25 protein-coding genes and 1 tRNA gene are annotated in these 24,635 nt (G+C 70.0%); 14 read left to right on the top strand and 12 right to left on the bottom strand.

Going from position 1 to position 24,635, the window contains the following annotated elements; translation table 11 throughout:
- Positions 1–99: 99 nt before the first annotated feature.
- Positions 100–675, bottom strand: a complete 576-nt coding sequence (locus ACSJDX_RS07795) for a hypothetical protein (protein WP_438352125.1) — start codon at positions 673–675, stop codon at positions 100–102.
- 266 nt (positions 676–941) lie between these two features.
- On the opposite strand from ACSJDX_RS07795, the gene ACSJDX_RS07790 reads away from it, so the two are divergent.
- The 9 genes from ACSJDX_RS07790 to ACSJDX_RS07750 all read left to right on the top strand — a co-directional run bounded on the left by ACSJDX_RS07790 (position 942) and on the right by ACSJDX_RS07750 (position 8,018).
- Positions 942–1,343 carry a prepilin-type N-terminal cleavage/methylation domain-containing protein gene (locus ACSJDX_RS07790; RefSeq protein ID WP_438352124.1) on the top strand — a complete coding sequence of 134 codons (402 nt, stop codon included), beginning with the start codon at positions 942–944 and terminating at the stop codon, positions 1,341–1,343.
- A gap of 85 nt (positions 1,344–1,428) precedes the next feature.
- Positions 1,429–1,851, top strand: a complete 423-nt coding sequence (locus ACSJDX_RS07785) for a type IV pilus modification PilV family protein (protein ID WP_438352123.1) — start codon at positions 1,429–1,431, stop codon at positions 1,849–1,851.
- Complete coding sequence (locus ACSJDX_RS07780; RefSeq protein WP_438352122.1) at positions 1,848–2,501, top strand: pilus assembly FimT family protein; 654 nt, start codon at positions 1,848–1,850, stop codon at positions 2,499–2,501. Before ACSJDX_RS07785 ends, ACSJDX_RS07780 begins: the two co-directional genes overlap by 4 nt.
- A 47-nt stretch (positions 2,502–2,548) precedes the next feature.
- Positions 2,549–4,306 carry a hypothetical protein gene (locus ACSJDX_RS07775; RefSeq protein ID WP_438352121.1) on the top strand — a complete coding sequence of 586 codons (1,758 nt, stop codon included), beginning with the start codon at positions 2,549–2,551 and terminating at the stop codon, positions 4,304–4,306.
- Positions 4,306–5,238: a prepilin peptidase gene (locus tag ACSJDX_RS07770; RefSeq protein WP_438352120.1), complete on the top strand. Its 933-nt coding sequence runs from the start codon at positions 4,306–4,308 to the stop codon at positions 5,236–5,238. The genes ACSJDX_RS07775 and ACSJDX_RS07770 overlap by 1 nt, the downstream gene beginning before the upstream one ends.
- Before the next feature lie 25 nt (positions 5,239–5,263).
- Positions 5,264–6,424: a type IV pilus biogenesis protein PilM gene (gene pilM, locus ACSJDX_RS07765; RefSeq protein ID WP_438352119.1), complete on the top strand. Its 1,161-nt coding sequence runs from the start codon at positions 5,264–5,266 to the stop codon at positions 6,422–6,424.
- A complete protein-coding gene (locus ACSJDX_RS07760) occupies positions 6,421–7,083 on the top strand; it encodes a hypothetical protein (RefSeq protein ID WP_438352118.1) in 663 nt (220 codons plus the stop codon). The genes pilM and ACSJDX_RS07760 overlap by 4 nt, the downstream gene beginning before the upstream one ends.
- Complete coding sequence (locus tag ACSJDX_RS07755) at positions 7,080–7,751, top strand: hypothetical protein (RefSeq protein ID WP_438352117.1); 672 nt, start codon at positions 7,080–7,082, stop codon at positions 7,749–7,751. The genes ACSJDX_RS07760 and ACSJDX_RS07755 overlap by 4 nt, the downstream gene beginning before the upstream one ends.
- 108 nt (positions 7,752–7,859) lie before the next feature.
- Positions 7,860–8,018 carry a hypothetical protein gene (locus ACSJDX_RS07750; protein ID WP_438352116.1) on the top strand — a complete coding sequence of 53 codons (159 nt, stop codon included), beginning with the start codon at positions 7,860–7,862 and terminating at the stop codon, positions 8,016–8,018.
- A 249-nt stretch (positions 8,019–8,267) separates the two neighbouring features.
- Here the strand turns inward: ACSJDX_RS07750 and ACSJDX_RS07745 are convergent, their stop codons facing one another.
- The 3 genes from ACSJDX_RS07745 to ACSJDX_RS07735 are packed head-to-tail and all read right to left on the bottom strand — an operon-like array spanning position 8,268 to position 12,343.
- A complete protein-coding gene (locus ACSJDX_RS07745; protein ID WP_438352115.1) occupies positions 8,268–9,500 on the bottom strand; it encodes a type II secretion system F family protein in 1,233 nt (410 codons plus the stop codon).
- 1 nt (position 9,501) lies between these two features.
- On the bottom strand, positions 9,502–10,692 hold the full coding sequence (locus tag ACSJDX_RS07740; RefSeq protein WP_438352114.1) for a type IV pilus twitching motility protein PilT: 1,191 nt from the start codon (positions 10,690–10,692) through the stop codon (positions 9,502–9,504).
- Positions 10,679–12,343: a GspE/PulE family protein gene (locus ACSJDX_RS07735; RefSeq protein ID WP_438352113.1), complete on the bottom strand. Its 1,665-nt coding sequence runs from the start codon at positions 12,341–12,343 to the stop codon at positions 10,679–10,681. Before ACSJDX_RS07735 ends, ACSJDX_RS07740 begins: the two co-directional genes overlap by 14 nt.
- A 256-nt stretch (positions 12,344–12,599) precedes the next feature.
- Here ACSJDX_RS07735 and ACSJDX_RS07730 point away from each other — a divergent pair, with 256 nt between their 5' ends.
- A complete protein-coding gene (locus ACSJDX_RS07730) occupies positions 12,600–13,412 on the top strand; it encodes a response regulator transcription factor (RefSeq protein WP_438352112.1) in 813 nt (270 codons plus the stop codon).
- A gap of 161 nt (positions 13,413–13,573) precedes the next feature.
- The gene (locus ACSJDX_RS07725; RefSeq protein ID WP_438352111.1) at positions 13,574–14,974 is read left to right on the top strand and encodes an MFS transporter; all 1,401 of its coding nucleotides are present in this window, start codon (positions 13,574–13,576) and stop codon (positions 14,972–14,974) included.
- Between the two features lie 99 nt (positions 14,975–15,073).
- On the opposite strand, the gene ACSJDX_RS07720 is transcribed toward ACSJDX_RS07725, so the two are convergent.
- Positions 15,074–15,667 (bottom strand): MarR family winged helix-turn-helix transcriptional regulator, encoded by a 594-nt coding sequence (locus ACSJDX_RS07720; RefSeq protein ID WP_438352110.1) that lies wholly within the window; start codon positions 15,665–15,667, stop codon positions 15,074–15,076.
- A gap of 59 nt (positions 15,668–15,726) precedes the next feature.
- Here ACSJDX_RS07720 and ACSJDX_RS07715 point away from each other — a divergent pair, with 59 nt between their 5' ends.
- Positions 15,727–16,713: a MarR family winged helix-turn-helix transcriptional regulator gene (locus tag ACSJDX_RS07715; protein ID WP_438352109.1), complete on the top strand. Its 987-nt coding sequence runs from the start codon at positions 15,727–15,729 to the stop codon at positions 16,711–16,713.
- 71 nt (positions 16,714–16,784) lie between these two features.
- Here ACSJDX_RS07715 and ACSJDX_RS07710 read toward each other — a convergent pair whose 3' ends face one another.
- Positions 16,785–17,600, bottom strand: coding sequence for a lytic transglycosylase domain-containing protein (locus ACSJDX_RS07710; protein ID WP_438352108.1), 816 nt, complete (start codon positions 17,598–17,600; stop codon positions 16,785–16,787).
- A gap of 57 nt (positions 17,601–17,657) precedes the next feature.
- Positions 17,658–18,263 carry a dCTP deaminase gene (gene dcd, locus ACSJDX_RS07705; RefSeq protein ID WP_438352107.1) on the bottom strand — a complete coding sequence of 202 codons (606 nt, stop codon included), beginning with the start codon at positions 18,261–18,263 and terminating at the stop codon, positions 17,658–17,660.
- A 111-nt stretch (positions 18,264–18,374) separates the two neighbouring features.
- Here dcd and ACSJDX_RS07700 point away from each other — a divergent pair.
- A tRNA-Gly gene (locus ACSJDX_RS07700) sits at positions 18,375–18,448 on the top strand.
- 8 nt (positions 18,449–18,456) lie between these two features.
- Here the strand turns inward: ACSJDX_RS07700 and ACSJDX_RS07695 are convergent.
- The 4 genes from ACSJDX_RS07695 to ACSJDX_RS07680 are packed head-to-tail and all read right to left on the bottom strand — an operon-like array spanning position 18,457 to position 23,048.
- Positions 18,457–21,207 (bottom strand): cation-translocating P-type ATPase, encoded by a 2,751-nt coding sequence (locus tag ACSJDX_RS07695; RefSeq protein ID WP_438354914.1) that lies wholly within the window; start codon positions 21,205–21,207, stop codon positions 18,457–18,459.
- A 26-nt stretch (positions 21,208–21,233) separates the two neighbouring features.
- Positions 21,234–21,737, bottom strand: coding sequence for a hypothetical protein (locus ACSJDX_RS07690; protein WP_438354913.1), 504 nt, complete (start codon positions 21,735–21,737; stop codon positions 21,234–21,236).
- Positions 21,730–22,221 (bottom strand): hypothetical protein, encoded by a 492-nt coding sequence (locus ACSJDX_RS07685; protein WP_438354912.1) that lies wholly within the window; start codon positions 22,219–22,221, stop codon positions 21,730–21,732. The genes ACSJDX_RS07690 and ACSJDX_RS07685 overlap by 8 nt, the downstream gene beginning before the upstream one ends.
- Before the next feature lie 29 nt (positions 22,222–22,250).
- The gene (locus tag ACSJDX_RS07680) at positions 22,251–23,048 is read right to left on the bottom strand and encodes an SDR family NAD(P)-dependent oxidoreductase (RefSeq protein ID WP_438354911.1); all 798 of its coding nucleotides are present in this window, start codon (positions 23,046–23,048) and stop codon (positions 22,251–22,253) included.
- Between the two features lie 60 nt (positions 23,049–23,108).
- Between ACSJDX_RS07680 and ACSJDX_RS07675 the strand changes: the two genes are divergently transcribed.
- Positions 23,109–23,654 carry a TetR/AcrR family transcriptional regulator gene (locus ACSJDX_RS07675; protein WP_438354910.1) on the top strand — a complete coding sequence of 182 codons (546 nt, stop codon included), beginning with the start codon at positions 23,109–23,111 and terminating at the stop codon, positions 23,652–23,654.
- 28 nt (positions 23,655–23,682) lie between these two features.
- Here the strand turns inward: ACSJDX_RS07675 and ACSJDX_RS07670 are convergent, their stop codons facing one another.
- The gene (locus ACSJDX_RS07670) at positions 23,683–24,534 is read right to left on the bottom strand and encodes an EamA family transporter (protein ID WP_438354949.1); all 852 of its coding nucleotides are present in this window, start codon (positions 24,532–24,534) and stop codon (positions 23,683–23,685) included.
- Positions 24,535–24,635: the final 101 nt, after the last annotated feature.

Genomic DNA, 24,635 nt, shown 5'->3' with positions numbered 1-24,635 from the left:
CAGAGAGGGTTGAGCCGGAATGACTCAAGGCTAGCGAGAGGTGCGGCGACCTGTCAATTCGAACTTGCTATGAGTCGGCTCAACTTCTTAGGAGCGGCGTCAATGCCCGGTGACCAGCTTCGCGATGGTCTGGATCGCCACCACGACGAGGCCGAGGGCGAGCAGGATCACGAGCGCGAGCAGCTGCTGCCACCAGCGCAGCCGCGACCGGCGCACCGCCATGAGACCGATGACGACGAGCGTCGCGATGTAGACGTACGCACTGGCATTGAGCGCCGCCTCCATCGACATGACGTCGACCCAGGCGAGGACGATCAGGATGCCGGGGACCACGACCGTCCCGAGACCGCCCAGCGAGATCCGGCCGAGGATGGCGAACTCGGCGGCGTTCGGGAACTCCTGGTGCACCGCCAAGTGCGACACGACGTCGGCCACGAATCCTGCGGCGACGATGCCGGCGACGCCGAGGAGAAGCGTGAGGAGCCCGCGCTGCGGGTCGGGGTGCTCGCTCGCACCGATGACGAAGATGAGCGCGAGACCGGTGAAGGTCGCGTACACGCGCTCTTTGAAGTAGGCGACGAGGTCGTCGGCGTCGCCGTTCAGCTCGGTGATGCGCTCGCGATCGCGTTCCGATCGACGACGCTTCGGGCCCCGAGGCATCCGCGGGTCGGACATGCGCACCTCCTGCGCGACGAGCCTAGAAGCATCGAGAAGGCGATGTCGAGCAGAAAGCACGCCGTACCTGACGGAACGCTGAGCGGGATTGACCAATGACTGAGCGCTCTGGGCAGATTGCTGAACGTATGCACCGGCATAGTTGTCGTCGCCGGGCAGCCCGCCTCACTCCGAGTCGGACCGGCGAGCGCCGAGGGTCGAAACGGGGGACGGGTCGAAACCGCGGCGCAACATCCACTCCAACTACAGCAAGGGACTCCCCAGCCATGCGTGCATCGATCAAGAACTACATGGACGCTCTCAAGCGTCGCAAGTCCGAAGAGGGCGACGAGAGCGGCTTCTCGCTCATCGAGCTCATCGTCGTCGTCGTGATCCTCGGCGTCCTCGCCGCGATCGCCATCCCGGTCTTCAACGGCATCCAGGCCGACGCCGAGAAGAACTCCATCAAGACCATCGCCGCCAATGGCGCCTCCCAGGTGTCCGCAGCGCTCGCGAAGGACCCGACCGCAACGCCGAGCCTGACCAACCTCACCGACAGCGGCAAGTACGTGGTGACCGTTGCCCCGAAGACCGGCTCGACGCTTTCGCTCGAGAACTTCTGCGTCACTGCAGACAAGGCCACCGGCGCCACGACCGACTCTGTGCAGAAGTCTGGCCCCGGCTGCTAACACCACCGGTAATGCCGGGTCGGTGAGCGCGACGCTCGCCGACCCGGCATCCCTGTTCTTCCCCTCCTGAGCGAGAGGCGACACCATGGCATCCACACCGCGAAGTCTTGCGACCGACGAGGGGCTCAGTCTCCTCGAAGTCGTGATCGCGATGCTCGTGTTCGCCGTGCTCGCCCTGGCGATCCTTCCGCTCGCCATGCAGTCCACGAAGCTCAGCGCCGGAAACCGCGACGCGGGCTCGGCCAATGCGTTCGCGTCAGCCCAGATCGCCTCGATCCGTGCAGCGTTCCCCGACGAATCGCCGAACACCTGCTCGGCGGTGCGGTCGTCGGCCAGGACGAACGCCGCCGACCCCGCCGGCACCGGATTGGTAGCGAACATCACCGTCGCCGCGTGCCCTTCTACTTATCCAGGTGCGATCACGGTCAGCGTGGCCGTCCGCCCAACTGTGAGCAGTACGACCACGATCTCGCAGATGGCTTCCAAGATCGTGGTGACGACGCCATGATCAGCTCTCGCATCCCTCATGATGATCACGACTCGGGGCTGTCTCTGGTCGAGTTGCTGATCACCGTTCTCGTCGCGGCCGTGATCCTCGGTGTCGTGGCCACCGTCTTCTTCTCGACCCTTCAGGCGAATGCCGCCGCACGGGACCGGGATCTCTCCACGGGGCGTGTGCAGGCGATCAGCACCTCACTGTCGACGAGCGTCCGCAATGCCGCGAACGTGACCGTCCAATCGGTGTCAGGAGGCGGGCTGGTGGCGCGTGCAGCGGTGGCCTCCGGCACGACAGCTTGGACGTGCACGGCCTGGGCGGTCGTCGACCTCAGCGGACGCAGCAGTTCCGGAGCGGTCGTGAACAACCCCGACGGTCGATTCGAGCTGCGCTATGCCACATACGCGCCCCTCGCCTCATCGGCGACGTCGCCCGCGCCGTCGACGAGCTGGTCCGTGATGGCGGAGCGAATCGAGCCGATCCGCAACAGCGCCGGCAACGTTCAGGCCTACTTCGTCGCGTCGACCGACTCCAAGCAGCTCACATGGAACCTCTCGGTGTCCACCGCCGAGCAGCCTCAAGCGAGCAGCGGGAGCCTCGCGGCCCTCACCGGCTCGGCCGCAGCCAAGAGCTTCGTCTCAGGGAGCCAACCACGATGCTGACCCGAATCCGTGCCCGCAGGGTGGGCGATGACCAAGGCTCGGCCCTCGTGACCGTCATGATCGTCGTGCTCGTGCTCGGGCTCATCACGGTGACGCTCTCTACCGCGATCGTCAACACGACGCGGACAACAGCCGGCGTGAAAGGCGGGTTGCAGGCTCAGGCTGCGGCCGACGCTGGCCTCGCCGTGGCTTATGCCGCCGCGAAAGCGAACCCCTCCGGCGTGTGCTCTCTGGCTCCCGCGAGCAGCGTCGCGCCGCGGTACTCCGTCACCACGTCATGCCCGACAGGCTCGGGCCAGGTCACCTTCACGTCCATCGGATACGGCGAGGGAACGAACGCTGGCACGAGCAAAGCGCAGGCGACCTACTCGTTCGCCGGCTCAGTGAGCACCAGCGGTCCCGAGAATGCTCTGGTGATCGGTGGAGGCAACTTCAGCGCCAACGCGCTCAACGTGTTGCAGGGGTCCACAGCAGTCAACTCCGCGGCGTTGCTGCTCAAGGGAGACTTCAATTCCTGCAACAACGCATCCCGTTTCGGTACCGATGTGATCCTCTACACAGGCTCGCTGAACCTCACCAATACCTGCACCTTCGACAAGGACATCTACGTTGCAGGCAACCTCACGATCACGGCGTCGGCGACCGTAAGCGGGTCGATCTACGTGATGGGCGATGTCAGCATCACGAACTCGACCGTGACGGTGGGCGGCAACCTCTATGCCAAGGGCAACGTCTCCCTCAACGGCAAGGTCATCGGGAACCTCGTCACAGAGAAGGGGTTGAAGACATCTGGGGCGACGATCAGTGGAAGCGTCACGACCGGCGGGCCGCTCGACCTCAACGCGACCTCGGTCGGAGGCAGCTTGGTCAGCGCGAGCACCCAGCCTGCCGCGCTCTACAACGTGAAGGCAGCGTCCGTCAGCGTCGCTGGACCGATCGGGTCGTCGGGAGCGTACTTCCAGAGCTCGACCGTCACCGGTGACGTCATCTCTGCCCAGCGCAGCGTCCAGAGCTACATCGCGCCCGACACGAAGATCGGCGGCGCACTCCGCCTCGGCGGGACGGCGAACACAGGCTGGGGGCCTCCGACCGCCACAAAGGGGAACTCGTACAACGTGACCGGACTCGTCGCCCCGGGCGCGCCTACAGTTGCCGTGCCCGATCCGTTGACCCCGGGCAAGTCAAAGTGGCAGGACTACGGGTTCGTCGCGAGCGACTGGGCGGCCACGGGCTATGCCGTCGACACATGGCCTCCTAGCGGCACGTGCGACCTCAGCCAATGGGGCCCTGCCAACGTCGCCCGTCTCACCGGCTACTCAGTGCCGACCGTCGCCGATATGCGCGGCTGCGGGAAGATCAGCGGGTATCAGGCAAACCTCAAGTTCAAGACGGACGTGGTCGTTCTCCTGAGCGACAACGGCAGCACTCATGACTTCCAGGAAGCCCAGGTGACCTCTGCCGACGGACAGCCGCACAGATTCTCGATCGTCGTGCCCGACAATACGAAGGACTCGGCCGCGACCTGTGCGAACAGCGGGTCGCAGATCAGCATCTACGCGGCCATGCTCGGGACCGCGCCCAAAATGACCGGCCTCATCTACACCCCGTGCAAGTTGACCTTCGGCGTCGCGGGTTCCAAGGGGAACTGGACGGGCCAGCTCTACGCCGGTGAGATGAGCTTCGGTGGCAACGGATCTCCCGGGTTCCAGTTCGTCTACGAGCCGATCGGCGTCCCCGGTTTCGGTTCGAGCTCCGGTTCGGCGCCCACAATCGGCAACCTCATCTCGCGACGGGCGGTGGGCTGATGCTCTCCTCCGATCCGTGGCTGGCGCTCGCGATCGTCGCGGCGGTCGCCGGCATCCTGGGGCTCGTCATCGGGTCGTTCCTCAACGTCGTGATCTACCGGGTCCCGGCAGGGATGTCGCTTCTGCGCGAGAGCCGCTGCCCGCGGTGCGACGCGCCCGTGCGCTGGTACCAGAACGTGCCGGTGCTCTCGTGGCTGCTGCTGCGCGGGAAGTGCGCCAACTGCCGCGCGCCGATCTCGGCGCGGTACCCGATGGTCGAGCTCATGACCGGGCTCGTCTTCGCGTGGATCGGCGTGTGGTGGGTCGTCGGCACCGGCCGTCTCGGCTGGGGCGGGCCGTACGACACCGTTCCTGCCGGTCCGCTCGGCTCGTTCGACTCCATCGTGCTCGCCCTCACCCGTGCGAGCGGAATCACCGGCCCGCTGGGCGCGCAGCTGCTCGTGCTGCTGGCGTTCCTGTGGTTCGCGGCATCCGGAATCTCGCTCACGCTCATCGACATCGACACCCGCCGGCTACCGCACTCGATCACCGGATCGACGCTGTTCGTCTGCCTCGGCCTGCTGATCGCGGCCTGTCTGCTCGGCGCCGACTGGTGGGCGCTCGGCCGCGCCGTCGTGAGCGCTGCCGGCCTCTACCTCTTCTACCGCGTGCTGCGCGCCATCCGCCCGGGCGGAATGGGCGGCGGCGACGTGCGCCTGGCCGCCTCCATCGGGCTCATGCTCGGCTGGCTCGGCTGGTGGCCCCTCGCGGTCGGCGCCTTCATGGCGTTCCTGCTCGGCGGCGTGTTCGGCATCGCCCTCATCGTCAGCGGTCGCGCCCGGCGGCGCACCGCCATCCCGTTCGGACCCTGGATCGTCGTCGGAGCATGGGTCGGCATCGTCGCCGGCGAACTGTTCGGCCGGTCGTATGTCTCGCTGTTAGGAGCGCTGTGATGCACAGCGGTGAGGAGCGCAACTGATGCCCAAGACACAGGTGGCGGTGGAGATCACCGAGGAGAGCGTGCGCGCCGTCGAGTTGAGCGCCGGGCGCACCCCGACGATCATCGCGGCCGGGGAGGTGCCGCTGCCCCCTGGGGCGGCGAAGGACTCCGAGATCCTCGATCGCGACGCCGTCGGTCTCGCGCTCAAGCGTCTCTGGGCGGATGCGGGGATCTCGAGCCGCGACGTCGTGCTCGGGGTCGGCAACCGCCGCATCCTCGTGCGCGAGCACACCACGGCGCTCACCAACCCCGCGCAGATCCGCCTGTCGCTGCCGTTCGAGGTGCAGGACCGGCTGCCCGTTCCCGTCGACCAGGCGGTGCTCGACTTCGTGCCCACCGGGCAGGACGAGCGCGGCGTGCACGGGCTGCTCGTGGCGGCCGTGGCCGAGCACATGGAGGAGCTCGTCGGCGCGCTCGATGGAGCGAAGCTGCGCGCGGCATCCGTCGACCTCGTCGCCTTCGGCTTCGCCCGCGCCCTCGCCGGACTCGCCCCCGCGGGACGCACCGGCCTGTTCATCGGCATCGGCGAGCACACCACCCACATCGTGATCGCCACCGGCGGCATCCCGCGCTTCGTCCGCGTCGTGCCGATCGACATCGCCGCCCCTGTTGCGGCACCGGTCGAGGGTGAGCGGATGCCTCAGCGCGCCGCCGACGGCTTCGACGCCCTCGTCGCGGGAGTCGAGCTGAACGTGCCCGCCGCCCTTCAGCCGGTCGCTGCGGGAGGCGGCGCGTATGACGGCGGGGAGACCCGCAGCCGCGCGGACATCCGGCGCCGGAAGGGCAGCACAGGTCCGGTCGCCACGCCCGCGCCTCTTCCGACCTCGGCCCCCGCGCCTGCCGACCTCCACCCCGACGTCGAGGCCGCGCTGAACGACCTGATCGGGCGCCTGCGGGGGACCGTGTCGTTCTACCGCGACCGCCCCGACGCCGCCCCGATCGACGCGACCTTCGTGTCGGGGACGTATGCCGCGCACCCCCGTCTGCTCGACGCCGTCGCGCGGGTCACCGCCACGACCGCCACACCCCTCACGGCCTTCGACCTCGTGCGTCCGGCCGCCAACGTGGCCGGGATGCCTGCGGCCATGGCCGCCCGGATGGCGAGCACCGTCGCCCTGCTGCTCGGAGGAGCACGATGAGCCTGCTGACCACCGCCCGCACGCCCACGGTGCAGATCGGGTCGCTGCCCCGCGTCGACCTGCTCCCGCCTTCGGAGGTGCAGCATCGCGAAGTGATCGCCCGCGCCCGCCTGTGGGTGTGGCTCTGCGTCGGCGCCACCGTCGTGGCCGCCGTGGCGATCGGCGCCACCTTCGCCCTCAACGTCGCCGCCACGATGCGGCTGGCCTCGGAGCAGAGCCGCACCCTGCAGATCATCTCGGGGATCGCGGCGCTCTCGGATGTCAGCGCGGACATCAGCACCCGGTCGGAACTCGAGGCGATGCGCCAGTCCGCCATGGGGGGCGACCTCGCCTGGACCCCGGTGGTGGCCCTCGTCGCCTCGCACCTGCCCGCCGGAGTCACCATCACCGGCTACACCCTCGACGCCGGTCCGGTGCCGCTGCCCGGAGGCAAGCCCGCCGACGCGACCGGTGTGAGCGGCACCGTCACCTTCACCAGCACGGCGCCGGTCGACTTCGTCGCCGCGACACGCGAGGTGCGCACGGCCGCAGGCATCCGCTCGGCCGAAGTCGGCGACTTCACCTCGGCCCAGGGAGTGTTCACGTACACCGTCCGGGTCGTGCTCGATCAGTCGGTATACACGGGCGCGTTCGCGCCGAGCACGGAGGCGGCCAAGTGAACAAGCACCTCGTCAACCTCATCGGAGGTGTCGCCGCGCTCGCGATCGTGATCCTGGGAATCGTCGTCTTCGCCGTGCCCCAGTACACCGCCGCGAACGCCACGAACGGGATGGCCGACGGTGTTGCGGCCTCGAACGCTTCGCAGCAGGCGGCGCTGGACGCACTCACCACCCAGGCGGCCGACACCACCCAGCTCGACGCCGACGTGGCGCGGCTCCGCGCCGAGATCCCCACCACCGAACACCTCGACGACGTGCTCCTGCTCGCCGTGCAGGCTGCGCAGGCCGCCGGCGGCACGGTGACCGCCCTCACGCCCGGCTCGGCCGAGGCGTTCGCTGCGCGCACGGCCGATCCGGCGGTGTCGCCTGCGCCGGGGGCTCCGGCGGCGCCGGCTCCCGCGCCGGCGACCAGCGGGGCACCCGCGGATTCGAACGCAGCGGCGGGCGGTGCGGCAGGTGCCGCGGGAACTCCGCACCAGATTCCGCTGACCGTCACGATCGACGCGCCCGACGTGCCCTCGGCGACCCGCATCCTCGACGCGCTGCGGTCTGGCAAGCGCCTCGTCGCGGTGCAGCAGGGCATGGTCGTCTCGAAGGCCGGCAGCGCACCGGGATCCCCGGGCGGCGTCACCCTGACCGCCGCGCTGCTCGCCTTCGCCCGCTCCTGATCCCGGTTGCCGCGCCGTCGGCACGCCCGTGCGCGCTGTGCGTGGTGAGCGCTGCCTCGTCCGGCCTCTGGCATTGACGGACCTCATGCCGGGCGGCACCGTGAAAGCATGACGTCCTTGACCCGGCCACGGTTCGCAGTCGAGCGGCGTCTGTGGGCGATCTGCGCGATCGTCATCGGGGCATCGGTTGTTCAGATGTCGCGCTATCTTTCCGCAGTCCGCACGTTCGAGGCCGAGCCCAGGGTCGACGCCGGAGGCCAGGGCTGACGTGGGTCACTTTCTGCTCGACGTTCTCAGCGCGCTGATCGAGGCGATCGGCTCGCTCTTCTCCGTCGACTGGCGAACTCGTCGACGCGAGCGTCGAGCGCGCGAGGCCGCCGAGAATGACCGCGAGAGATGACCGGCGGGATTCTCCCGACCGGCGCCGCGGGATCCTTCACTCGCGCCGAATGGATGCCTCGCGCCCGCCGGTAGCCGCGAGATGCCGCAACTCACCCCGCCCGCGAGGCCGGGGACTTACTGCTTGCCGAGCTGGTCGTACATCGTGAACATCGGCATGTAGAGCGCGACGACCATGCCGCCGATCAGCAGACCCAGGATGGTCATCATGATCGGCTCGAGCATGCTCGTCAGCTGCTCAGTGGCGGTATTGACCTCGGTCTCGTAGAAGTCGGCGATGCTCTCGAGCATCTCGGGCAGCGACCCGGACTCCTCGCCGACCGACACCATCTGCGCGACGATCGCAGGGAAGACCCCGGCCTTGGCCAGCGGCGCCGAGAACGATCGGCCCTGACGCACCGACTCGCGCACGACGTGCAGCGCGTCCTCGATGGCCTTGTTGTTCGCCGCCTTGCCCACGAGGTCGAGGGCCTGCATGAGCGGCACACCCGCCTTGAGCATCATCGAGAGGTTGCGGGCGAAGCGCGCGACGGCGATCTTGGTGACCAGCGTTCCGAAGATCGGCATCCTCAACAGGAACGAGTCGCGCACCGTGCGCACCTTGTCGGTGTTCTTCACCCGCTGGTACCAGATCGTGCAGCCGACGACGAGCACGATCAGCAGCGGCAGGATCCACGCCATGTTCTTCGACAAGGTCACCAGGATCATCGTCGGCAGGGGAAGCTCACCCCCCATGCTCGCGAACATGTTCTCGAACACGGGCACGACGAACGTGATCATCGCGATCACGCCCAGCACCGCGATGATGAGCACGATGATCGGGTAGGTCATCGCCGACTTGATCTTCTGCTGCAGATCGACGTCGGCCCGGTACGACCGGGCGATCGCGTCGAGCGAGTCGGCGAGGAATCCGCCTGTCTCGCCGACGCTCACCAGGCTCACCATGAGCGGCGGGAAGACGAACGGATGCGCGGCCAGGGCCGCGGAGAACGACTTGCCCGACTCGATGTCGACCTGCACGGCCGTCAACGCCGAGGCGAGCTTCTTGTTCTCGGTCTGGTCGGAGATGATCGCCAGCGCACGCATGAGTGGAAGGCCGGCGTGGATGAGGCCGGCGAACTGCTTCGCGAACACCGCGAGGTCCTTCACCCCCACGCGCTTCTCGAACCCCGGGATCGAGATGTCGCGGTTGAGTCCGGTCTTGGACTTCGCCGTGATCATCAGCGGCGTGAGGCCCTGCGCGTGCAGCCGCGCGATCACCGCGTTCTCGCTGGGCGCCTCGAGCGTTCCGCTGACCATCGCGTCGCCGCTGCCAGTGGCGGCGCGCCAGGTGTATTCCTCCAGTGGCATGTCAGAGTCTCCAGTCGTCGTTCGCGGCGCCGGTGCGGTGGGCCGGCACGGCCCACGCCTCGGCGTCGTAGTCGCGGGTGCCCGGGCGCACACCGTCGAGGGTGTGCGGATCGGTCAGATAATGGCGGGCGACGGCGGTCGCGACATCCCCCTTCTCCACCAGCTTCTTCAGCGACTGGTCGAGGGTGTGCATGCCGTGCGACTCGCCCGCCTGCATGGCGTTGTACAGCTGCGAGATCTGGTTCTCGCGGATGAGGTTCGCCACCGCAGGGGTCGAGACCATCACCTCGGTCGCGATGACCCGCCCGCCGCCCTGGGCCTTGGGCAGCAGGGTCTGGCTGATGACGCCCTGCAGGGTGTCGCCGAGCTGGCTGCGCACCTGATTCTGCTGGTGCGCGGGGAAGGCGTCGACGATGCGGTTGATGCTCTTCGCCGCGCCCTGGGTGTGCAGGGTCGACAGCACGAGGTGGCCGGTCTCGGCCGCGGTGAGGGCGGTCGAGATCGACTCGGGGTCGCGGAGCTCGCCGATGAGGATCACGTCGGGGTCCTGGCGGAGCACGCGCCGCAGCGCCTCGGCGAACGACCGCGTGTCGGAGCCGACTTCGCGCTGGTGGATGAGCGAACGCCGGCTGGAATGCACGAACTCGATCGGGTCCTCGACGGTGACGATGTGGTCGGGCTTGGTCGAGTTGATGATGTCGATCATCGCGGTCAGGGTGGTCGACTTGCCGGAGCCGGTGGGCCCGGTGACGAGCACCAGTCCGCGCGGCCGCAGCGCGAGCTCGCCCGCGATGCTCGGCGCGCCGAGCTCATCGAGCGTGTATGCCCGGGAGGCGATGAGGCGGAAGGCCGCCGCGACGTCGCCGAGCTGACGGAACACGTTGACGCGGAAGCGTCCGACGCCGGCGACGGTGTACGACAGGTCGACCTCGCCGGTGTCCATGTACTGCTCCCGGTGCGCCGGGGTCATGATGGTGACCAGTTCGTCGAGCAGCACCGCCTGCGGCAGCGGGTCGGGGTATCCCGTGACCGGCACGAGGTCGCCGTCGAGTCGCTGCAGCGCGGGCGCCCCGGCGGAGAAGTGGATGTCGGATGCCGAGACCGCCGTGGCCGAAGCCAGGATGCCGTCGAGCAGCGCGGCCGTCCGCTGCTCCTGGTTGCCACTGCGAAGCCGCAGGTCAGACGGTGACACGCAGCACCTCCTCGATCGTGGTGAGTCCTTCGAGCACTTTCGACCAGCCGTCCTCGCGGAGGCTCGCCATGCCCTGTGCGACCGCGAGCGCCCGCACCTCGTTGCCCGACGCGTGCTTGACGACGAGCTGTTCGATCTCGTCGGTCATGGCCATCACCTCGTGCAGGCCGATGCGGCCGCGGTAGCCGGTGTTGGCGCACGCCGGGCAGCCCGCCGCGCGGTACAGCACGGGCGGGTCGGCGGGGTCGTGCGGCATCCCGAGCCTCGTGAGCACCGCGGAGTCCTCGGTATACGGCTTGCGGCATGTGGCGCATAGGCGTCGGGCGAGGCGCTGCGCCACGACGGCGGAGAGCGCCGTCGCGACGAGGAACGGCTCCGCGCCGATCTCGGTGAGGCGTGCGATCGCGCCGGGCGCGTCGTTGGTGTGCAGCGTCGAGAGCACGAGGTGACCGGTGAGGGCGGCCTCGATCGAGATGATCGCCGTCTCGGAGTCGCGGATCTCGCCGACGAGCACGATGTCGGGATCGGAACGCAGGATGCTGCGCAGCGCCGACTGGAACGTGAGGCCGGCCTTGGCGTTGACCTGCACCTGGTTGATGCCGGCGATGCGGTACTCCACCGGGTCCTCGACGGTGATGACGTTGACGCGCGGGTTGGAGACCTCGCGCAGCGCGGTGTAGAGCGTCGTGGACTTGCCCGAGCCGGTGGGCCCGGTCACCAGCACCATGCCGTGCGGCCGGGTGATCGCGTCGCGGAAGCGGCCGAGGTTGCCGCGGCCCATGCGCAGGTCGCCGAGCGACAGGCTCACCCCGGTGTTGTCGAGGATGCGCATGACGATCTTCTCGCCCCACACCGTGGGCAGCGTCGCCGCGCGCAGGTCGATCTTGCGGCCGTTGTGGGTGACCGAGAGGCGACCGTCCTGGGGGCGCCGGCGCTCGGCGATGTCGATCGACGCCATGATCTTCAGGCGCGAGATGATGCCGTCCTGGATGTTGCGGTCGGCCCGCTGCATCTCGTGCAGCACGCCGTCGATGCGGTAGCGCACCGTCAGGTGGGTCTCGCCGGGCTCGACGTGGATGTCGCTCGCACGGTCGTCGATCGCCTGCGTGATGAGCAGGTTCACGAATCGCACGATGGGTGCGTCGTTGTCCTGCTCCTCGATGTTCTCGGTGGCGCTCGCCTGCGTCGCGGCGCTCTCCTCGAGCGTCGCCGACAAGTCGGAGAGCTCCTCGTCCGAGCGCACGTAGCGCTGGAACGCGAGCTGCAGGGCGTCCATCGCGACCACGACCGGCTCGACGTGCAGGTCGGTGAGGGTTGCCACGTCGTCGAGCGCGAAGATGTCGCTCGGGTCGGCCATCGCGAGGACGATGCGCTCGGCGTCCCGTTCGATGGGGATGATGTCGTACTTGCGGCAGAGGCTGCCCGGCAGCAGGCCGACGACGGCCGGGTCGAGTTGCGCGCTGCCGATGTCGACGAAGCGATGGCCCGTCTGGCGGGCGACGGATTCGGCGAGCTGCCGCGAGGTGACGAGCCGGCGCTCGATGAGCTGACGCATGAACTCGTCCGACTCGCCGTGCTCGGCGAGCAGGTCACCGATGTCGGTGGCGCGGACAGCACCGGTCAGCACCAGTGTCTGTGCGATGCCGCGCATGTCCCACCCCCCGCCTGCGTCCGGCCGGGTCGCGGCCGGGTCGGTCGCGGGGCCGGGAGCGCGCCTCCTCCACGGTAGAACGGCCTCTCGCCGGAGGGTGCGAGCGGCGAGGCATCCTGAGTCAGATCCGAGTGATCTTGAGGGATGCCTGAGGTTCTGAGAAATGTTCCTCTTGTGGCGAATGGTGATTGTGATAACTTTCTCATCTAGATGAGAGCTTTCTCATCTTGTCTCCCCAGACGAAAGAACTGCTGCGATGCGCTCCTCCCCGGCCAGTACCAGCCATGACCGCCCGACCGCCGTCGTCATCGAACGCGACGCGGCCGATGCCGCTGCCCTCTCGACCGCACTCGCCCGTCAGGGCTTCATGGTCACCGAGGCATATGACGGATACGACGGCCTCGATGCCGTCATCCTGCACCGCCCCGAGCTGATCACCATCGAGGCCGACCTGCCCGGGATGGACGGGTTCGAGACCGTGCGGCGCATCCGCCAGATCTCCGACGCCGTCATCGTCATCCTCACCACCGACTCGGCCGAGACGGCGATCGTGGAGGGGTTCCGCTCCGGCGCGGACGACTACGTGCTCAAGCCGATCGGACCCTTCGCCCTGCGCGCCCGTATCGAGGCGCACATGCGTCGCGCCCGGGCGAACGCCCCCACCGCGCCCGCCGCGGAGGCCGCGTGGCTCGAGCACGGTCCGATCCAGTTGCACACCGCCTCACGGCGCGCGCACATCGGCGGTCGCGACCGCGGGCTGACGCGTTCGGAGTTCGACATCCTCTCCACGCTCATGCGCGCGAAGGACCAGGTGTTCAGCAAGACCCAGCTCGCGCTCGTGCTGCGGGACTCCAACGGCCTCACCGGCCAGCACATCACCAACCACGACCGTCACGCGGTCGAGGTGCACGTGATGAACCTGCGTCGCAAGCTCGCCGACGGACCCCGCGACCCGCAGTGGATCGAGACCGTGCGCGGCCTCGGCTACCGCCTCGCGCCGGTGTCCGATCAGCAGATCGCGGGCATCTTCACGCCGATGTCGGCCCGCCCCGTCCTCACGGCGGTCTGATCCCGAGACGCTGCGTTCGGCCGATGGCCGGGGGTGGAGGGGCCCCCGGCCGTTGACCGGACGCAGCGTCTCGGCGTTCCCGCTCGACCGGAGGCATCCGTCGCCCGATCCGTTCGCGTCGGTGCACCACCCGTTCATCGGAAAGGCCTAGCGTGACGAGCATGGAACCGGATGCCGCACCCACGCCGCCGCCCACCGCCAACACCGGCGCGATCGGCGCGATGGGTCGCGAGCTCCCCGAACGCGTGGTCCCCCGCAAGCAGGTGCGGTCGTGGGCGCTGTGGGATTGGGCGACGCAGCCGTTCAACTCCGTCATCCTCACCTTCGTCTTCGCGTCGCTGTACCTCGTCTCGGACAACTTCCTGCCGCCCGAGATCGCCGCGCTGCCGGCGGGCGACGCGGTCAAGGACCGTGCCCTCGCCGACCTCTCGAGCGGCTACGGTCTGGCCACCACCATCGCCGGGTTCCTGATCCTGCTGCTCGCGCCCGTGCTCGGGCAGACCGCTGATCGGTCGGGACGCAAGAAGCGGTGGCTGATCGTCTTCACGGTGCTGCTGGCGCTCGCCCAGTTCGTGCTCTTCTTCGTGCGCGCCGACCCGAGCTACTTCTGGTTCGGCGCGATCGTGCTCGCGCTGGGCGCGGTCATCTCCGAGATCGCCGGCGTGAACTACAACGCGATGCTCGTGCAGGTCTCGACCCCCCGCACGATCGGCAAAGTGAGCGGGCTCGGCTGGGGCCTCGGCTATATCGGGGGCATCGTCGCGCTCACCCTCGTGGTCGTCGTGACGCAGCTGAAGTGGTTCGGCATGGACACCTCCGATGGCATGGCCTACCGCCTCATCGCGGTCGGCTGCGCGGTGTGGACGATCGTCTTCGCCCTGCCGCTGTTCTTCAACGTCCCCGAGGTGCCGCCGGTCGGCAAGGCCGAGAAGGTCAACTTCTTCGCCGCGTACGGCGTGCTGGTGCGCGACATCATGGGGCTCTACCGTGAGCACCGTCCGACGTTCTGGTTCCTGCTCTCCAGCGCCGTCTACCGCGACGGCCTCGCCGGCGTCTTCGCTTTCGGCGGCATCCTCGCGGCGGTCGCCTTCGGCTTCAGCACCAACGAGGTGCTCATCTTCGGCATCGCGGCGAACGTCGTCGCCGGCATCTCGACGATCCTCGCCGGGCGCGCCGACGACCGCTTCGGTGCGCGCGCGGTGATCGTCACCGCGCTCGGGGGACTCGTCGCGATGGGACTGTTCGTGTTCTTCTTCAACGACCTGGGCAAGGTCGTGTTCTGGATCGGCGGACTGCTGCTGTCGGCCTTCGTGGGACCGGCGCAGGCGGCATCCCGCTCGCTCCTCGCACGAGCCACACCCGACGGCATGCAGGGCGAGATCTTCGGCCTCTACGCCACCACCGGTCGCGTCGCGAGCTTCATCTCCCCGCTGATGTGGACCCTCTTCATCGGCTGGTTCGGCGCCACGATCTGGGGCGTGCTCGGGATCGTGCTCGTCCTCGCCGTGGGCCTCGGCCTGCTGCTGCTGGTGCGTCTGCCGAAGACCGGCCGCGCCGCCTGACGCTCTTCGGACTGCCCGCCTGACGCAACACGCCCTTCGCGTGGCCCGAGAAGGGCGTGTTGCGTCGGGTGAGCGGTTGCGGGCGCGGGATGCCGCGGCTCAGCCCTGCGGCCAGGCCGCGGCGAGCTTCGTCAGCAGCCGGGCGAGGTCGGTGCGCTCCTCGTCGGTGAAGCCGTCGAGGGCGGACTCCACGGCGCCGCGACGCTCGCCGCGGAACCCGCGCACGAGCGCCGCCCCGGCGTCGGTCAGCACGATGCGCGTGCGGCGCGCGTCTTCGGGATCGGCTTCGCGGCGCACGAGACCGAGATCGACCGACTGCTGCACCAGCCGCGACGCCCGGGGCTGATCGACGCCGACGGCCTCCGCGATCTCGCCGACGGACAGCGGGTGGGATGCCGCGGCCAGCGCGTCGAGCAGTCGGAAGCGCGCGGGTCCGCCGAACCGCGCCGGCGGTCCGCCCGGCCAGCCGGGCATGGGCGGCATGCCTCGCATCCCGTGCGGACCGCCGCCATGACCGTGGTGGTCGCCGTGGCCGTCACCGCCGTGCCCGTGCGTTCCCCGCGTTCCGTGACGACCCCACGGTCCGTCGGCGACACCGTCGCCCATCCACGGGGGGCGCGGCATCCGTCGCCCCCGCAGTGTGGCCAGGGCGGCGACGATCTGCTCGGCGGGGTCAGGCGTGGAAGCGGGCATGGGTCCAATTTTACATGCGACTTGACATGTATCCGGAATGCATGTCACACTACATACACATGCCACCTGACATGTACTGGATCGCCGGAGAGCCGACCACGGTTGACGCCCCGGCCACGAAAGGACTTCTCATGAAGAACGACAACGACATCAACGAACAGCCCGCCCCCGACGGTCGCCCCCTGGGCTTCTGGCTGCGACTGGTCGACGCCCGGCTGACCGAGGCGCTCGACGCCGAGTTCGCCGACGAGGGCATCGACCGCCGCACCTGGATGGCGCTGAACCTCCTCGCCGGCGATGCCGACGATCAGCGGCTGGCCAAGCTCGCCCGCAAGCGCGGCGGCGCCCTGCTGCAGCACCTGCAGGAGCAGGGCTGGGCCGCCCCCGACGGCGACGGCTGGACGCTCACCGACTCCGGACGCGCCCAGCGCGACGCGATGAAGGAGCGGATCGAGGCCGTGCGAGCCCGCGTGCTCGAGGCCGTCACCCCCGACGAGTACGACACCCTGGTCGCGTCGCTCGACAAGATCGCCCGCCGCTTCGGCTGGGACGGGAGCGAGCGGATGCCTCGCGGCCGCGGTTTCGGCGGCTGGTTCGGCCGCGGCTGGGGCCGGGGCTGGGGTCGCGGATTCCAGCCTGGATTCCAGCCCGGGTTCGGGCCGGGATTCGGACCGGGGCACGGCTTGGGTCCGGGCCACGGGTTCGACTCGAGCCACGGGTTCGGTCCGGACCACGGTCGCGGGCACGGGTTGGACCCGCGCCACGACGCCGAAGGGGCGCCCCGCCCGTTCGACGGCGAGCGCGGCAACGCGCACCGCGGCTTCGGCCCCGGCGAGGGTCCGCGCCACGGCTACGGTCCGCGCGGCTTCGGTCGCGGGTTCGGGCCCGGCGCACCCTGCGCGTCCGGCGAGTACGGGCACGCCCACGGCGGACACCACCGCCACGGGCACGGCGGCGGTCACCGCAAGGCTGAGCGCGCCTACGAGCGCGGCTTCGAGGCCGGCGCCGCCGCGGCATCCCGCGTCTCCCCTGCCCCGCAGGACTGAGGCACTCCCCTCAGAGAGGCGCCCCGCTCACCGCGGGGCGCCTCTTCACGTCCCCCGGCGGCCACGCGGCGTCAGCGCAGGGAGCGCTCGGCGTAGGCGTTCGCCGTGCGCGCGACGTCGTCGACGTAGACGTCGAGGTGGTTGTACGCGAAGATCGCGCGGCGCCATGTCGCCGGGTCGGACAGATCGCCGTAGTGGCACAGGTAGCGGCCGGCGGCGAGCGCCGCGTCGTCGATCTGCTGCGGGTCGGCGACCCCGTCGGCATTGCCGTCGGCGCCCCACGTCCGCCAGGTCTCGGGGATGAACTGCAGCGGACCCACCGCGCGGTCGTACGCTGCAGAACCGTCGATCGCGCCTCCGTCGGTGTCGCGGATGAGGGCGTTCCCGTTGCCGTCGAGGTCGGGTCCCCACACCCCCGGCCGGGTCACGCCGTCGCCCTCGATCTTCGCGCCGCCGTGCGTGCCGTGCCCTGACTCGATCGCGCCGAGCGCCGCCAGGCTCGTCCACCCGAGACGGCACGCGGCGTTCTCGGTGCGCAGGGCGATCTCGGCGCCGGCGTACCCGAGCAGGGCGCGCAACGGGATGCCGGTCTTGGTCGCCTGCTCCCGCGCCCAGGTCTGGTCGACCAGCGCGGCATTCCCGGCGACCGGCAGCTGCTGCGGGACGGGAGCCGGAGCGATCGCCGGCGCCTCCGCGGGCGCCACGGTCGCCGCCCCGCCGGGCGCGGACGTTCCTCCCGGCGCCGGGGCGGCCGATTCCGCCACGGCCGGCCCGATCACGGCGACACCGATCGCGACGTACACGCCGACGACCGCGACCATGGCCAGCACAGCCCAGCCCGGATGCGGCAGGCGACGCGCGCGACGCCTGGTGGTCTTCCGGCTCATCGTCTCGTCACGGTCGAGGTCGGAATCGCACGCGGGCGAGGCGGCGACATGGTCGTCTCAGCGGCCGGAGGCCCCGGCATCCGTCACACCCACATCGGTGCGGTGGAAGTTCTGGAACGAGCGCGAGGCGGTCGGGCCGCGCTGGCCCTGGTAGCGGTTGCCGTAGGGACCGGACCCGTACGGGGCCTCGGCCGGCGACGACAGGCGGAAGAAGCACAGCTGCCCGATCTTCATGCCCGGCCACAGCTTGATCGGCAGCGTCGCGACGTTGGAGAGCTCGAGGGTGACGTGGCCCGAGAACCCGGGGTCGATGAACCCCGCGGTGGAGTGCGTGAGCAGTCCCAGGCGTCCGAGCGACGACTTGCCCTCGAGGCGCGCCGCGACGTCGTCGGGCAGGGTGATCTGCTCGAACGTGGCCCCCAGGGCGAACTCCCCCGGGTGCAGGATGAACGCCTCGTCGGGCCGCACCTCGATGAGGTGCGTGAGGTCGGGCTGATCCTCGGCCGGGTCGATGAACGGGTACTTGTGGTTGTCGAACAGCCGGAAGTAGCGGTCGAGGCGCACGTCGACGCTCGACGGCTGCACCATCTCGGGGTTCCACGGATCCAGCCCGATGCGCTTCGCGTCGATCTCGGAGCGGATGTCGCGGTCGGAGAGCAGCACGCGACCAGCCTAACCGCGCGAGGGTGACGCCTGAAGGAGATGACGGATGCCGCGGAGGTCGGCCGCGGCATCCGTCTTTGTTATGCTGTCCCCGCGCCGAAAGGCATCCACGGGGATGTAGTTCAATGGCAGAACTTCAGCTTCCCAAGCTGATAGCGCGGGTTCGATTCCCGTCATCCCCTCCACGAAAGGGTCACGCCGAGATCGCATCGGCGTCCGTGCGGCGGTCGCCGAGGCGGCGGACGGCCTTCGCGATCTCGTCGAACCACAGCACGAGCGACGCGATCCCCACGGCGATCAGCCAGTCCACGGCCGACAGTGCGGCGGTGTCGAAGAACGCCTGCAGCGGGGGCACGTAGACGATCGCGACCTGGAGCAGCGCCACCGCACCGAGGGCGATCCACGACGCGCGGTTGGCCAGCATCCGCTTCGAGAAGACCGAGCCCGAGCCGGCGCGCACGTTCAGGAAGTTGAACACCTGGAACAGCACGAACGTCGTGAAGGCCAGCGTCGTCGTCGCCGGCGACGGGTGCCCGGTCTGCGGGTCCGCCGGCCCGAACGCGAGGATCGCGAGGGTGCCCAGCGCCATCAAGGCCGCGCGGACTCCGATGGAAAGGCCTCGGCGCCACGTCAGAAGGGGTTCGGATGTCGCGCGAGGCGCCCGCAGCATGATCTTGTCATCGGGCTCCTCCACCGCCAGGGCGAGGGCCGGCGGGCCGTCCATGACGAGGTTCACCAGGAGGATCTGGATCGCCGTGAACGGCGCGCCGGCCGCGAGACCGGTGAAGGCGGCGACGAGGAAGATCAGCAGGAAGCCCCACGAGGTCGTGAGCTGGAACGTGAGGAAGCGCACGATGTTGTCGTAGATCCCGCGCCCCTCTCGGATCGCCCGGAGGATCGTGCCGATGTTGTCGTCGGTGAGCACCATCGCGGAGGCGCTCTTGGCGACATCCGTCCCGGTCCGCCCCATCGCCACGCCGATGTCGGCCTTGCGCAGGGCCAGCGCGTCGTTCACGCCGTCGCCGGTCATCGCGACGATCTCGCCGCGCGACTGGAACGCGCTCACCACCCGGATCTTGTCCTCGGGCGAGACGCGCGCCAGCACCCCGAGCCCGGGGACGCGCTCGGCGAGCGCGTCGGCGTCGAGGTCCCGCAGCTCCGCGCCGGTGGCGACATCGCCGCGGAGGCCGAGCTGCCCGGCGATCGCGGCGGCGGTCGTGGCGTTGTCGCCGGTGATCATCTGCACGCGGATCCCGGCACGATCGGCGCCGGCGATCGCGGCGGCGGCCGCGGGGCGCGGGGGATCGACGATGCCGATCAGCGCCAGGAGCTCGAGCGGAGGGAGGCCCAGGAGGAGGTCGCGCGGTTCCGCCGTGGCATCCACCGCGTCGAGCACACCCCGCGCGACGACCATCGTGCGAAGGCCCTGCTGCGCGTAGGAGTCGGTGCGCTCGCGCAGCAGTCCGCGTGAGCGCTCGTCGAGCTCGATGGTGCGACCGTCTCCGGTGCTCGCGCGATCGGCGAAGTGGGCGAGCGAGCCCAGCGCCCCCTTGACGTAGACGTCGACCGCGCCGTCCTCGCGGGCGTGGTAGGTCGCCATGAGCTTGTACGTGGCGTCGAACGGCAGCTCGGCGACGCGCGGACGACGCTGCCGCGCCTCGCGCGCATCCACACCGAGCTTCGCGGCGAGCACGACGAGCGCCCCCTCGGTCGGGTCGCCGACGAGGCGCCCGTCGCGCACCTCGGCGTCGGCGCACAGCGCGAAGACGGCCGCCGCGTCGGACAGTTCCCGCGCGGCGTCGAGGCCCGCACCACCGTCGTCGACGCGCACGGCGCCATCGATGTCGTAGCCCTGCCCGTCGACCGAGAACTCCCGCCCGCGCGCACTCAGCCGGGTCGCGGTCATCTCGTTGAGAGTGAGCGTGCCGGTCTTGTCGGTGCAGATCTGGGTGGTGCTGCCGAGGGTCTCGACGGCGGAGAGCCGCCGCAGGATGGCGCCCCGCCGGGCGAGGCGGGTCGCGCCCATCGCGAGGGTGAACGCCACGACGGCCGTCACCCCCTCGGGGATCGTCGCGACGGCCAGCGAGACGCCGGTCAGCACGAGTTCCTTCAGGCCGATGCCGCGGATGAGGCCCAGGGCGAACACGACCACGACGACGCCGAGGGCGATCAGCGTGAGCGTGGTCGCGAGCTGCTCGATGCGGCGCTGCAGCGGCGTCTTGGACGGCGCCGCTCCGGCGATGAGCGCGGCGACCTGGCCGATCTCCGTGTCCATTCCGGTCGCCGTGACCAGCATCCGGGCCCGCCCGCGGGTGAGTGTCGTCGACCGGAAGAGCATGTTGTGGCGATCGCCCAGGCCGGCGTGCGCGGCGACCTGGGCCGCGGCATCCTTCTCCGTCGGACTGGACTCGCCGGTGAGCGCCGCCTCCTGCACCTCGAGGGCGACCGCGTCGAGGATGCGTCCGTCCGCCGGCACCGTCTCGCCCGCCTCGAGCAGGACGACGTCGCCCGGCACGATGTCGAGGTCGTCGACCTCCTCCGCGTGACCGTCGCGCAGAACGCGGGATGTCTGGGTGTCGGCCGCGGCGAGGGACCGTAGACTCGCCTCGGCCTGGTGCTCCTGCCACACGTTGATGACGGCGTTGGCGAGCACCACCACGAGGATCGCGATCGGCGTCTCCCATTCCTGCGCCACGACCGCGCTGACCACCGCCGCGACGAGCAGGATGATGATCATCCGGTCGGTGAACGAGCGCAGGAACTTCTTCCACAGCGGATCGGTGGGCGGATCGTCCAGCGCGTTCGCGCCGACGGCGTCGCGTCGAGCGCGGGCCTCGGCGGCCGTGAGGCCGTCGCCGCCGGCGCGCAGCCGCTCCTGCACGTCCGCACGGCTCAAGGTGTGCGGCTCCTCGATCGCGAACGCGCGTTCGGGCGTCGTCTTCATGGGAGGTCCCTCTCGTGGGGTCGGGGTCAGCTGTGGGCGAGGATCTGCAGCACGATGACGACGAGGCCGAGCAGCGCTTCGGCGCAGAGCACGATGGCCCGCTGCCACCACTGCAGCGGCAGTCTGCGGATGGCGAGCCAGCCGTAGACGACGAGGGCCGCCAGGAGCGCGAAGGAGGATGCCTGCAGCCCCACGTGGGTGTCCCACACGCCGAAGAGCGCCAAGAGCAGGAGGATCAGCGGCAGCACGAGGGCGCCCAACGATCCGAACGTGGAGGCTGCCGCATGGCGCAGCTCACGCCCCGACCAGAACCGATCGTGCACCATGAGGTGCGAGATGAGGTCGGCGGTGAAGATGGCCATCAGCATGCCCAACGCCGTCACGACCGTCGTGACGATCGCCTCGAGGGGCGCCACGTGACCGTGCGAGTCGAGGGCGATGACCACGGCCAGCACCGCGAAGGTGACGTAGATCCGCTCCTTGAGGGCTGCGGCGCGCTCGGCCCGCGCGCTGGTGTCGACCTCACTCATGGGCGCTTCCCTCCCTCGGCGCGCGGAACAGCTCGCGGGCGGCGTCGATGCGCGCGGCGAGGTAGGCGGCGAAGGCGTCCGCATCATCGGCGCGGAGTGCGGCCTCCGCGGCCGCGTGCGTGAGCGCCGACATGATCTCCGCCGCGACGGCCGCGCGCAGGTCGCCGGCCGGAAGGCCCTCGCGTTCCTCGATCAGGCGCGTGTCGAACGCGACCCTCCCGGCGCTGGCGGCGAGCAGCCGCGACACGATGAGGGGATCGTCGGCGACCTTGTCGCGCAGCCGATCGGCCCGCGAGGCGTCCAGTCCGAGGGACGACCACCGCACCACCGTGAGGCGGGCGAGGTCGTCCAGCAGCGACTCGGACAGGCCGTGGCCGGGGTTCTCCGTGCGGGTGAGGAACGTCGCCATCTCACCGGCGTCCTCCCGTTCGAGCGGGAATCCGAGGACGCGCAGTTCTGTCGGTCGAGTCGTTTCGGGGTCCACGACCTTCTCCTTCCGGGTGGGTGCGGGGGTCAGGGGTGGGTGTCGACGCCGGCCATGATGCTCATGCCGCCGTCGTTGCTGAAGGTGGCGCCGGTCGCATACGACGACTCGTCGCTCGCGAGGAAGAGGGCCATCTGCGCCATGTCGTCGGGGTGGCCGAGGCGTCCGAGCACCGAGTAGCGGCGCGCGAGCTCCGCTTCGGTCGGAGCGGTGATGCCGCGGGCCTCGAGCTCGGCCATCTGCTTCTGGGCCATTCCGGTCCAGGTCGCTCCGGGGCAGAGCGCGTTGACGCGGATGTTGTAGCGGCCGAGTTCGACCGCCGCGACCCGCGTGAGGGCGACGACGCCGCCCTTCGAGGCGCAGTAGGCCGCAGTGCTCGCGGCGATGAACGCCCCGATCGACGCCGTGTTGATGATCGACCCGCCGCCGGCTTCGATCATGAGCGGCGCGACGTGCTTGATGCCCAGCCACGGGCCCTTGAGGTTGACGGCCATGACCTGGTCGAACACGTCCTCCGAGACATCCAGGAGGGGCTGCTTGTTCTCGGGGTCGATCCCGGCGTTGTTGAACAGCACGGTCGGCGTCCCGAGCTCGTCGACGGTGCGCGAGACGAGGTGGGCCATGTGCTCGGCGTTCGACACGTCGGCGCCGACCGCGATGGCCGTGCCGCCGGCCGCGACGATCTCGTCGACGGTGGACTGCGCCCACTCCTGCTTGAGGTCGACCACCGCGACCCGCGCGCCCTCCGACGCGAAGAGGGTGGATGCCGAACGTCCCATTCCGCTGGCGCCGCCGGTGACGATGGCGACCTTGTTCTGGAGTCTCATGGATTTCCCTTTCTGTGACTGTCGGTCACATAAATGTAACCGCCAGGCTAGAATCACGCAATGCCCCCCACTCGAGGACGTCCGCGAGACACCGCCGCGCGGGAACGCGCGCTCGATGCCGTCAGGGACCTGCTGCGCACGGGCGGGCCACGCATCGTGACGATGGAGGCGGTCGCCCTCAAGGCGACGGTGGGCAAGCAGTCCCTGTACCGGTGGTGGCCGTCGAAGGCCGCGCTGCTGTCGGAGGCCACCCTGTCGTCATTGGGCGACCTCCCCTCCCAGGCGGACGGGTCGACGCTCGACGCCTGGATCGATCGCAGCATCGCGTCGCTCGGCGAGGACCGCAACGCGTCGGTGCTGCGGGCGATGCTCTCGGCCGCCGCACAGGACGACGACTCCGCGATCCGCCTGCGATCGGTCGTGTTGGCACCGCACATGGATCACCTGCGCGCGCTTCTGGCGGCGGCGGGGCACGACGAGGTCTCCGCCGCCACCACCGCGGACCTGCTCATCGGGGGTCTGTTCTTCTGGGTGGCCGCGCGTCAGCCCATCGACGAGACCCGGCGCGATGCCCTCCGCCGTCTCGCGACCGTCGGTCGGTCGTAGCCCGCGCCCCGACCCGAGGCATCCGTTCTCAGGCGAGAGGTTGGGCGGCCGCCCTCATCGCCCGCTCGGCGCGTCCGGAGGCGAGCACGGCGCCCGCGCTGGCGGCGATGACGAGCAGGATGCCGAGCAGCTCCAGCCACGAGAGGTGCTGGCCGAGCAGGAGGAACCCCGCGAGCGACGCCGTCGCCGGCGAGGAGGCCATGAGGATCGCGAACACGGCGGCCGGGAGTCGGCGCAGCGCCATGAGCTCGAGCGCGTACGGGATCGTCGACGACAGCAGCGCCACCGCTGCCCCGAGTCCGAGCAGATCGAGCCGCAGGAGGGCGGGACCGGCATCCACGATGCCGAACGGGAGGGAGAGCACCGCGCCCATCGACATGGCCAGGGCGAGGCCGTCGAGCCCGCGGAACTCGGCGCCCACGCGCGCCGAGGCCAGGATGTAGAACGCCCAGCTCGCCGCGGCGCCCAGGGCGAACAGCACCCCGAGCAGGTCGAGGCCCTCCCAGCCTCCCCCGCCGAGCGCCACCACGCCGGCGAGCGCGAGCCCCGCCCAGAGCCACGCCGACGCGCGACGGCTCGCCACGATCGACAGGACGAGCGGGCCGAGCACCTCGATCGTGACCGTCACGCCCAGCGGCAGACGCTCGAGCGCGAGGTAGAACAGCCCGTTCATCGTGGCCAGGACGAGACCGAACAGGATCACCGAGCGCCAGCCCCGCGCGCTGTGCCCCCGCACGCGCGGCCGCGCGATCAGCATCAGCACGATCGCCGAGAACACCAGGCGCAGCATGACCATGCCGAGCGGTCCCACCTCGGGGAAGAGCAGCACGGCCAGCGATGCCCCGACCTCCTGGCACGCGAGTCCGACGACGACGAACACGAGGGCGAGACTCGTGCCGGTGCGTGCGGGCGGCCCCGTGACCGACCCCGGACCTGCGGCCGACCCCGCGGTCACACCCGCACCCCGGCGCGCGACGGCGC

It is taken from the genome of Microbacterium fluminis, from assembly GCF_051549805.1.
In the GTDB taxonomy this organism is placed as follows: Bacteria; Actinomycetota; Actinomycetes; order Actinomycetales; family Microbacteriaceae; genus Microbacterium.
Note: the sequence above shows the minus strand (reverse complement) of the source record. Positions and strands in the feature narration are given on the sequence as shown.

Coding starts and splice junctions, on each gene's coding strand:
- ACSJDX_RS07680 (WP_438354911.1), bottom strand. CDS start 23,048: ATGAGACTCCAGAACAAGGTCGCCATCGTCACCGGCGGCGCCAGCGGA.
- ACSJDX_RS07715 (WP_438352109.1), top strand. CDS start 15,727: ATGCCACCTGACATGTACTGGATCGCCGGAGAGCCGACCACGGTTGAC.
- ACSJDX_RS07725 (WP_438352111.1), top strand. CDS start 13,574: ATGGAACCGGATGCCGCACCCACGCCGCCGCCCACCGCCAACACCGGC.
- ACSJDX_RS07780 (WP_438352122.1), top strand. CDS start 1,848: ATGATCAGCTCTCGCATCCCTCATGATGATCACGACTCGGGGCTGTCT.
- ACSJDX_RS07710 (WP_438352108.1), bottom strand. CDS start 17,600: ATGAGCCGGAAGACCACCAGGCGTCGCGCGCGTCGCCTGCCGCATCCG.
- ACSJDX_RS07730 (WP_438352112.1), top strand. CDS start 12,600: ATGCGCTCCTCCCCGGCCAGTACCAGCCATGACCGCCCGACCGCCGTC.
- ACSJDX_RS07735 (WP_438352113.1), bottom strand. CDS start 12,343: ATGCGCGGCATCGCACAGACACTGGTGCTGACCGGTGCTGTCCGCGCC.
- ACSJDX_RS07770 (WP_438352120.1), top strand. CDS start 4,306: ATGCTCTCCTCCGATCCGTGGCTGGCGCTCGCGATCGTCGCGGCGGTC.
- ACSJDX_RS07695 (WP_438354914.1), bottom strand. CDS start 21,207: ATGAAGACGACGCCCGAACGCGCGTTCGCGATCGAGGAGCCGCACACC.
- ACSJDX_RS07790 (WP_438352124.1), top strand. CDS start 942: ATGCGTGCATCGATCAAGAACTACATGGACGCTCTCAAGCGTCGCAAG.
- pilM (WP_438352119.1), top strand. CDS start 5,264: ATGCCCAAGACACAGGTGGCGGTGGAGATCACCGAGGAGAGCGTGCGC.
- ACSJDX_RS07720 (WP_438352110.1), bottom strand. CDS start 15,667: ATGCCCGCTTCCACGCCTGACCCCGCCGAGCAGATCGTCGCCGCCCTG.
- ACSJDX_RS07750 (WP_438352116.1), top strand. CDS start 7,860: ATGACGTCCTTGACCCGGCCACGGTTCGCAGTCGAGCGGCGTCTGTGG.
- ACSJDX_RS07690 (WP_438354913.1), bottom strand. CDS start 21,737: ATGAGTGAGGTCGACACCAGCGCGCGGGCCGAGCGCGCCGCAGCCCTC.
- ACSJDX_RS07675 (WP_438354910.1), top strand. CDS start 23,109: ATGCCCCCCACTCGAGGACGTCCGCGAGACACCGCCGCGCGGGAACGC.
- ACSJDX_RS07745 (WP_438352115.1), bottom strand. CDS start 9,500: ATGCCACTGGAGGAATACACCTGGCGCGCCGCCACTGGCAGCGGCGAC.
- ACSJDX_RS07785 (WP_438352123.1), top strand. CDS start 1,429: ATGGCATCCACACCGCGAAGTCTTGCGACCGACGAGGGGCTCAGTCTC.
- ACSJDX_RS07760 (WP_438352118.1), top strand. CDS start 6,421: ATGAGCCTGCTGACCACCGCCCGCACGCCCACGGTGCAGATCGGGTCG.
- ACSJDX_RS07795 (WP_438352125.1), bottom strand. CDS start 675: ATGTCCGACCCGCGGATGCCTCGGGGCCCGAAGCGTCGTCGATCGGAA.